The organism is Rosenbergiella gaditana (assembly GCF_018494065.1).
GTDB lineage: Bacteria > Pseudomonadota > Gammaproteobacteria > Enterobacterales > Enterobacteriaceae > Rosenbergiella > Rosenbergiella gaditana.
On sequence record NZ_JABBFR010000037.1, the window covers coordinates 1 to 9,183 of the forward strand.

7 protein-coding genes and 1 pseudogene are annotated in these 9,183 nt (G+C 44.0%); 1 reads left to right on the forward strand and 7 read right to left on the reverse strand.

The genetic code is table 11. From position 1 onward, the window contains the following. Positions 1–240: 240 nt before the first annotated feature. The 7 genes and pseudogenes from HH682_RS14995 to dacD form a co-directional block, all read right to left on the reverse strand. On the reverse strand, positions 241–786 hold the full coding sequence (locus tag HH682_RS14995) for a helix-turn-helix transcriptional regulator (protein WP_214238296.1): 546 nt from the start codon (positions 784–786) through the stop codon (positions 241–243). A gap of 812 nt (positions 787–1,598) precedes the next feature. Then, the gene (locus HH682_RS15000; protein ID WP_214238297.1) at positions 1,599–3,146 is read right to left on the reverse strand and encodes an APC family permease; all 1,548 of its coding nucleotides are present in this window, start codon (positions 3,144–3,146) and stop codon (positions 1,599–1,601) included. A 264-nt stretch (positions 3,147–3,410) separates the two neighbouring features. Next, positions 3,411–3,593: pseudogene (locus tag HH682_RS15005) on the reverse strand (FAD-dependent monooxygenase); the annotation flags it as partial. A gap of 117 nt (positions 3,594–3,710) precedes the next feature. Then, complete coding sequence (locus HH682_RS15010) at positions 3,711–4,619, reverse strand: ketopantoate reductase family protein (protein ID WP_214238298.1); 909 nt, start codon at positions 4,617–4,619, stop codon at positions 3,711–3,713. 78 nt (positions 4,620–4,697) lie between these two features. After that, a complete protein-coding gene (locus HH682_RS15015; RefSeq protein WP_214238299.1) occupies positions 4,698–5,027 on the reverse strand; it encodes a DUF496 family protein in 330 nt (109 codons plus the stop codon). Between the two features lie 60 nt (positions 5,028–5,087). Further along, positions 5,088–6,152 (reverse strand): FUSC family protein, encoded by a 1,065-nt coding sequence (locus HH682_RS15020; protein ID WP_214238300.1) that lies wholly within the window; start codon positions 6,150–6,152, stop codon positions 5,088–5,090. Between the two features lie 103 nt (positions 6,153–6,255). Then, positions 6,256–7,425: a serine-type D-Ala-D-Ala carboxypeptidase DacD gene (gene dacD, locus HH682_RS15025; protein ID WP_214238301.1), complete on the reverse strand. Its 1,170-nt coding sequence runs from the start codon at positions 7,423–7,425 to the stop codon at positions 6,256–6,258. An 887-nt stretch (positions 7,426–8,312) separates the two neighbouring features. Here dacD and HH682_RS15030 point away from each other — a divergent pair. After that, positions 8,313–8,969 (forward strand): hypothetical protein, encoded by a 657-nt coding sequence (locus HH682_RS15030; RefSeq protein WP_214238302.1) that lies wholly within the window; start codon positions 8,313–8,315, stop codon positions 8,967–8,969. Positions 8,970–9,183: the final 214 nt, after the last annotated feature.

The following is a 9,183-nucleotide window of genomic DNA, read 5'->3' on the forward strand; positions in this document are numbered from 1 at the left end:
GTTTTACACCGATGCAGCATATTCAACGTGTTAACTGATTCTACTTATTACCTCCGTTAAAAATGGGGGGATTACCACAACTACCTTGATACTTATCGGATATGTACCACTAAACTTTCTAGAGAAAAGCTCGACTTCTACACGCTATACCTCTTATCTGTTTCTAGGCACTTTATACCAAAAAAAAACCCACCTTTACGATGGGTGAATGAGATCAATTATTGAAGTTATAGTTATTCGTTATGCGATGGATATCTCGTGAACAAGACTAGATACTTTATTCATATCGTCGTTACTTTTAAGCCGTAGAGCTGTATTAATAAGACGCGTAAAAGTCGCATTTTCTACTAGCTCAGGTTCTATTAGACCTTTGTCTTCAAGCCACTCAGCAATCTCAGCCCAATCATAAAGGGGAGCTTTACCTGATAAGCGTAAGTACGGTGTAGGAAACCCGCCGCCGCCGCGTTCGCCTTTGCTAAATTTGGATAATGCCGAGCGTGATAACTCTGACAATTCGGCAGCGTCAGACAAGCCTACAAACTCGCCAGCGTCTACGCTTTTTACAGTTAAAAAGTTAAATTGCTTTAATTGTTTGATTGCTGACATAACCGCTTCGCTGTAGGAATGGGCTTCCCTATCAAAGCTAACGATTACAGCGTTATTTTGTGATGAAACGGTGCAGTCGTCTGCGCCTAAGTCGTATAATTTATTCGCAATCTCAGTCACTAAATCAGCGTCTAAGTCGCGTGAGCTGTGAGCTACTATTGAAAAATCATACTCTTTCATATTTACCTCAGTTGATCGCTTTAAAACTAAAATCGAATCTTTAAAAAGTTACCTCATACGAAGTAACTTGAATTATTAACAGGTTTTCCCTTGGTAGGCTTGCCTGATTTTTTTGCATGATTGCTAGGATTCTTTGGTGATCCAAAAACAGGAACGTAACATTCACAAAACTGATGTGAACCTACTGATTGAAGTGTGCAATATAAATACCCAACCGTGTGTCCGTTCCCTTTTTCTACCCACCGCCAACCAGCATTGACGGCATCTTGTATAGCATCATTTACATCTTTTTGTTTATGATAAGCGCCAATCTAAAACCTCCTTCAATGCATGATCTCAATTTTTAAGCTAAGCCAACTTAATTTAGCGAGTGAGCAAATTGATTGCCTGTCTACAAATGTAGACACCATTAGGTGTTAAGTCAACCCTTTCATTTAGAGTAAGTCAGTGTGTTAGTCACAACCCCGAAAAATTGCGGCCAATCACCCTCAAATGGCACATCATCCGATGATATGCGCCCTTTCGTTGGCTCGTCTCATAGCTCTAGGCGCACTGATCCACCAGCTAGCACATAAAGCCGTACAACAAACTCCCCGTCTATTATGGCGACAATCAGCGAGCCGCTGGCATAGCGCATAAGGTGGCCCTACCGCTGACCTTCACCGCCACGGCTCCGCATTAGTTGTGGTCATGGGACATTACCTGGCTACCGTCCATTGTGATTGACAGTTTTCCAGTATGGCGCGACGTTACTGACCTAACCATGCATAACAACAAGCCCAGAGAGCGTCTTCTCTGGGCTTATCCCTTATTTACTCTTCAACAATAATGGGTTTCGGGATACTGGTTTTCGCTCCCCAGTAATAGCATATCAACGCAACCAGGGTAACAATGATCATATCCAACGGTGTATTGAGCAGGTTCAATCCATCAAAAGTACCGATCTTAGAGAGGATCAGCATCGCAATATAATAAGCCAGTAACCACCAGCTACAGGCTATATCTTGTTTATAGGTAGGACTCTTTCTACTCAATAATGCATAACCGACCCAAGCCACAATAAAGATGGGAATCAAAATCTCATTCACCGACCAACCACTCCAATAAATCAATAAGGTGCTGGCAACGAAAGAGAGCGGGCTTAACACTGCGGCCATCGGCAAGCGAAAAGGACGCTGTAAATCCGGTAAATGTGTTCTAAACGCGGCCAATGTCACAGGACCTGGCATATAAGTAAAGACCGTTGCTGAGGTGACCGCGCCAATTAACCCTCCCCACACTTGAAATTCTGAAGGTAAGGTCCAGGCAATAGATAAGATTAAGGCTAACCATAAGGCACCTCGTGGCACGCCCGATTTTTCATCCACCTCACCAGCGCTTTTCCATAAATGCCCATTACGTGCTAACGCAAAAAGCACCCGCGCCGCACTGGCGAGATAAATATTCCCCGTGCCCGCAGGAGAGATGACGGCATCCACTAAAATCAGGTTTATCAACCACATTAAGCCTAAGCTGCGCGCTAAATCGGCATAAGGGGATTGAAAAATCGCCTTAAGTCCGGCCCAGCCATGAGTAGAAAGTACATCACTGGGCACTGCCCCCATAAACGCGTATTGCAAGGCGAGATAGATGATAAAGCTCACCGCGATAGCGATACAAATTGCGATAGGCACATTGCGCTGCGGATTTTTCGCCTCGCTGGCGAAATCGACCGCTTGGCGAAAGCCCAGATAGGCGAAGACAATACCCGCGCCGGTTAGCGAGGTAAAGACACCGTGTGCACCACCAGGAGGCGCAGGCGGCACCTGTAAGTTGGCAGAGTTAAAATAAAGCAACAATGTGACAATGGTAATCGACGGTACGATAAACTTGAAGGTCGTGATCAGGGTGTTCACGCGGCCGAAAACACTGACACTCCAGTAATTGAGCAAAAAGAAAATCACCAGAAGCCCAATCTGTACTGCAAATCCTAGCGTAGTGGGATTACCATCGCTCTGACCGAGCGCTGGCCACCAGTAAAGCGCATATTGTCTTACCGCCTCAACCTCAACACCCGCCGTACTGGTATAAGCTAATAACGAGCTGACCCCGATAACAAAACCGACAACGTTACCGTGTGAATAGTTAGGGTAACGTACAAATCCGCCTGCTCGCGGAATCGCCGCAGAGAGTTCCGCCGACACTAAACCGATTAATAATACGATGACGGCGCCTAACGTCCACGCCCATCCCGTGTTTCCTCCTGCATAGCCTGAGCTGTTTAACGCTGCATACAGCCAGCCCGAACCTATCATCGACCCGATGCCGAGTAATGATAAATCGACCAAGCTGAGCCTTTTTTTCAATTCACCCTTCGCCATAAACATTACCCCCTATCTCTTTTTTTAATGACTGACACCAGGGATAAAGCAGGTTCTATGCCAACTGAAGTGAATATAAAAGTTAAATAACCCTCCGCACCGAATTACCTATATGGAAGTGAGCAATATTTTCAATCATTTGTTATCTAATTACGTTCAATCCAAACATCTGCTGCATCCAACAGGGCTAAATAACTCTCATTACCCTTTTTTATATTTTCAACAAGGTCTGATTTAAAGGTCACCATATTTTCCATGAAGGTTTCGGTCATGCCAAGCCGGTCCATTAGCCACCAACGAGTCCCAGCGTCCAGTACGCCACGCTTCGGTGATACGATTTTTTTCCAATACTCGATGGGAAATCCCTCTTTCCGTTAAGTGATGACTTATCGCAATTCCCGCTTGGCCCGCACCAATCACTACAGTATCGACCTTTTGATCACTCATCCCTATTGCCCCTTAATTCGTCATGTAGAAACTCAGAATAGGCATTGGTGTGAGATAAATAAAATAGTATATAACTACTGATTGACCATAAATTAACTATGGCTCGACGCTGTCAACTTACGCGCTCACACACTGCAGTTGCACCCAACAAGCGCGTAGAACGGGAACTGCTAGCTGATGGGTTTCTGCCCGCTCAACTAACGCACCAATTATCGCTCGGCTTTCTGAGACATTACCGGCCATGACATCACGATACAGTGAGGAGACTAAAGGCGTCTTATTATCGAGTAAGGTAGTGAGAAGTTGGTTAACCACTTTTGGCCGTTGGCGATAGCCCACAGCACTCAGAATACTCAACACTTCGGTATAAAGATTTTCAATATACTGTGCGCCATAGGACGTCGAGAGAATGCGCTGGGTATCGGCTCGGGCTAGGCAAGTCGCTGCGCCAAGAGTACTGAGGAACAAATATTTCTCCCACATCTCACTGGCAATATCAGCACTTACATTTAGGGTAAAATTGACCCCTTCAAGCTGCTGAGCCAGAGTTGTCACCGCCGCCTGTTGTTGAGGGGATAGCGCACCAAAACTGACTCGGTGTAGGGGTGTTAATTGCTCAATCTCACTTTTCGCATTAAGCGTTGCATAAATTTGACATAAGCCACCGAGGACGCGATCACCATAATGGTGCTGTAATGCGGCAATATGATCGATCCCATTCAATATAGGCAAGATATAAGTATTCTCGCTTACCGCAGGACGAATCTCTTTAATCACCTGTGCTAAATGGGGGTGTTTAACGGCTAAGATAATCAGCGACCATGAGGCATCATTGAGCTCATCGGCGGTAAGGGTTTTCGGCCTTATGCTGAAGGTACCTTGATAGCCTTTGATCACTAATCCTTCATCGGCTAACTGTTGTGCGCGCCCTGTACGTACTAAGAACGTTACCTCATGTCCTGCTTGCTGTAATCTTGCACCAAAATATCCGCCGGTTGCGCCAGCGCCGACCACCAAAATTTTCATCGCTTCGGTCCTTATCTCTCCAACGTCATCACACCGTGGATACCCTAAAAAAAAGGCCTGAATAATCAGGCCTTGTGTTTATTTGGTTTCGTGCGCTTTACTTTCGCCCAATACTTTTAGTTTTTTCGAAATATCGCGGCGTTCTTTCGAAAGCTCAGCGTTTTTGATGATGTACTCATCAACGCGATCTTCATAATCACTGCGCATGCTCACAATGATCTCTTGTATTGCTTCGACGCTCATCCCTGGCTTGATGTATTCGCTGAGGTTGTCGAGCAGTAATACGCGTTTCTGGTTATCACGGACTTTTTTCTCATTATCAGTGATTTCACGCTGCAGCTTATTTTTACGACGAAACATTCTTACAAACTCAAGTACATCCTGGAATGACTGTTTTGCATTTTCCATGACAACACCTTTTGTTAAACCTGCTGAGCAGGGGATAGATTTCTCGGATTTAAAAGTCGTTTAACGACGCAGTGCTAAACGAATAAGCTCTCGCATTCTTTCTAATTGTTTGGTTAATTCAAGACTTAACCAGACGTAGCCATAAACCGGTGTTAATTCTGCCTTGGCATGTTCGGCTTGTGCTAGGAGTTCTGTAAGTTCGCCAGTAATTTCATCCATTGCCGCACGACTTGAGGCAAGCTGATCACTTTCACTTACGCCATTACGCAACATATCGGCTAAAGCGTCCAGCATTTGTTCTGTGGTTGCCTGCGTTCGACGTAAAGTCGGCGCATTGAGCAGCAATAAATGACTCTCGCGCGATGACCACCATGCATTAATTTGCATCTCCATGGTATTCACCATATTGCGTTGAAGGGTCTGAATCCCTTCAAACACTGAGCGCGGAATACGCGTCTCCTTACATGCGGGTTCCAGTAAACTGCGCATCTTGATCAGTGACGTCAATAATTTCTGCAACGGCTTATTTAAACGCGGTTTTTCCAGAAGGTTCGACGATAAGCCAGTGTGATAAATTTTACGGCTATCGACTAACGCATCGGCTAAACGTAATCGCCAAAAGACATAGGCGCGTTGCGTAAAAATACCGGTAAAAAATATCGAGAGCAAACAGCCCAATACCACGTCACCTCCTCGCCACAATGCGGTAAGGAAATCCCCTGCGGGTGCGCCCACCACAACACCAAGGGTAATACCGATCAGTAATGCCATATAAGGTCGTTTACCTAAGGTAAGGTAACCGCAGCAAAACATGACAATCCCACACCAGCCTAGCATAAGAGGTAATGAGAACATCTCCAGTTTGAGAGCAATCAACCCTGATATCGATCCGAGTACCGTCCCAATAATCCGTTGAATCGCGCGTGGGAACACATTACCCCACGTTGATATCGGCCCGATAACGACAACTAGCGTAATCAATGGCCAACTCCCTTCTGGGATATTAAGGATCCGGATAAGCATAAAGGAGGCTAAAAACGCTATTGCAATACGGACACCATGCACCCAGCGATAATGTCGATAGAGCCAATATTCGAGTTTTGAGAGGGGTTTATCGGTTTTCACAGCTCGCGCTAAGTGTTAGAAGATAATGGTAGTCAGTGTACCCTGACTCAAGGTGTTTTTTAACCATAAAAGTAAAAAAGCCTCGCGAACGAGGCTTATAAACTTAAAACTTATGTTTAATGTAATCAATTGCACGGGTAAAAATACCCGCCTCAGCCACAGGTTGTAGCACGACCAGCGGATAACTCGCGAGCTCTTGATCTTTATCCATCACTTTAATTTCACCAATCTTCTGATTGGCAGCCAGTGGTGCTTCGAGCTCTTTTTTGTCAATGATGTACTTCGCTTTGACATTATTAATCTCATTTTTAGGTAATGATAAATAAAGGTCTTTATCGCTACCTACCTCCACAGTGTGCGGATTACCGTACCAGACATTTTCATTACCGATCGCACGGCCCGCGTGGAACAATTGCACGGTATCAAAATTATTTTGTCCCCAGACTAATAGCTTACGGGCCTGCTCTTCACGACCCTTCGAGCTTTTACCGCCCATAATGACGGCAATCAAACGGTGGTTACCGACGACATTCGAGGCGATAATATTAAAGCCGGCGGTTTCGGTATGACCTGTTTTCAATCCATCCACATGCAAGCTGTTATCCCACAGTAAACCATTGCGGTTATTTTGTGTGATGCCGTTCCACGTTAACGTTTTCTCGCTATACATCTGATAAAAATCAGGTTCACCGTCGATGATTGCTTTAGAAAGGACGGCTAAATCGCGAGCGGTTGAGTGCTGTCCCGGCGCGTCTAAGCCGTGAACGGTTTCAAAGTGAGTATTTTTTAAGCCTAACTTTGCCACGTATTGATTCATCAACCCAACAAAGTTTTCTTGGCTACCCGCCACATAATCCGCCAGAGCGACACAAGCATCATTACCTGAATCAATAATCACTCCCCGGCTGAGATCGCGGACGGTTAATACATCACCCGGTTTAAGAAACATCAGCGACGAGCCTTTGAACGCTGGATTACCGGCACCCCATGCATCTTGACCCACAGTGACTTTATCATCACGGGTTATGCGTTTTTGGTCGATGGCTCGATCAACCACGTATCCGGTCATCAATTTGGTCAAGCTGGCAGGGTTGCGCTGCTCATCAGGGTTACCGGCAGTCAATATTTGGCCAGTTTTAGCATCCATCAGGACCCAAGAAGCTGCATCAATAGAAGGCGGCGCTAAGGAGAAAGGTAATGCATCATCGTTCGCAAACGACTGCGCAGAATAAAGAACTAAAGAACTAAAAACTAGAGTGGCGCGCCTTTTCAAAATAATCCTCGGATATCTTAATATGTACGAATAGCTGGCCTTTTTACGGTATTTTTTGCCATCTATCACCTGTTAATTGTGAGAATTTGTTAATATTCTTAATGTTGATCATATTTCAATCAAAATGGAAGTCGATGCTAGCGCGGGCGTTGGATGACACATCATTTCCTCTGAAGCTTTTACCTTTCCCATCACTTAACTGGCAGATCAGTCTCTGTAATCAGCACTTATACTCGACTATCGTTGCTCACCCACGTTTTCGCCCCTCTTCGCGGGTATATTTTATCTTTCCTTCCCTACACCGCACACTAAATAGGATTAATCAACTTCCCTCTTTGCAGTGAGAAATTTACACTTACCTCACTAAAAGAAGGGTTCAACATGAGTAACGTTTTACTATTGGTTTTTGGAGTTATCCTAGGGATTATCGCAATTTGGCTGGGGATTTCTTATTTCAGTGAAGTTCTTCTCCACAAAAAAACATTTAAAAAATAACCAAGGCCGAGTTTCGGCCTTTCTTTTACCTAGTGTGATTATTAGCTTTGCTAACAATTATTGATCATTTAATGATCACATTTCATTGATGTTATGCTAAATCACTGTTGGTGTTGATATAGCAGACTATTTCTACTAGTCTTGTAGCAAATTTACGCTGCTGCATAAGCCTTACTAAAGCGCATTTTTTTACTTTCTGACACTTCGGCAATATCTATTTTTTCGTGTAATTAGAAATTGAAATGCTCTGCGCTATAATTGACTTACTTTAGTGTGTTGTCCCCTAACGGACACCTCTTTTAGATTATGAGAGAGTGAACTAAAGTTTACCGAGAAAACTATTGATTTCATTTACCCGCTAACGAAATTTTATTATAGAGGGCATGTAAGCTATGAGCTTTTTCCATCTTAAAAATACGATTGAACGGAATAACTACCTAGCTGCGAAAAACCTCAAAGAGCTTGGATTACATGAATTAGCTTATATCCATCTTAATACGACAAGCCCTTCAATTAAACTTCAGGATTGCTCGGTTAACTCGAGGCTATATGGATTACACGAAATCTTACTAGTGACCTCCCCCTCGAAGGATAAAGATTTTATCATGTTGATTACCGTGATTTCGCTGATCAACGAATTGTGTAGTATGTATACCCTTAAACAACTCCGCTCAACTAACGCTTTCATAAACTTCATTCTCAACTTTACTTCGTTAACGCCGATCCAAGCCAAATTATTAAATACCTTAACAAAATGCTTACAAAAGGATGGTAGCCTTGCCAACTGCCATGTCGCCGAGGATATGACTTTGGCTGTTTTTAAGCACAGTGATAGCAGCAACGAAGTCATTACTCCCCCCACTATTCCATGGGACGGTCGGTATCCAATAACATCACAAGACTCTTACACCCTTATAAATACGGTTGAACTCCAGAAACTAGCCGTTAATATTCTCGACCGAGTATTGCAAGGACTATTGAAAAAGAAAGTTCAGGTCGCACCAATCTCTGTAGAGGACTTTTTTTATAAATATCTCGACAAGCTATAGCTAGAACGCACTATTTCTATTAAAAGTAGAAGTTAATAGAGTCGTTGGTGGGTAGACTTCTTCGCTCTTCCACATTGAGTTCAGGCAGAAGACGTCGTAGTGAGAGTAGGTTACAGCAATGGATCGTTATACTTGGTGGGTAATGACTCCAATTAGTAGAACATATATTTTTCAATGAAGGCCCCGATGACTTTTTCATGTAGCTCTATTGTGC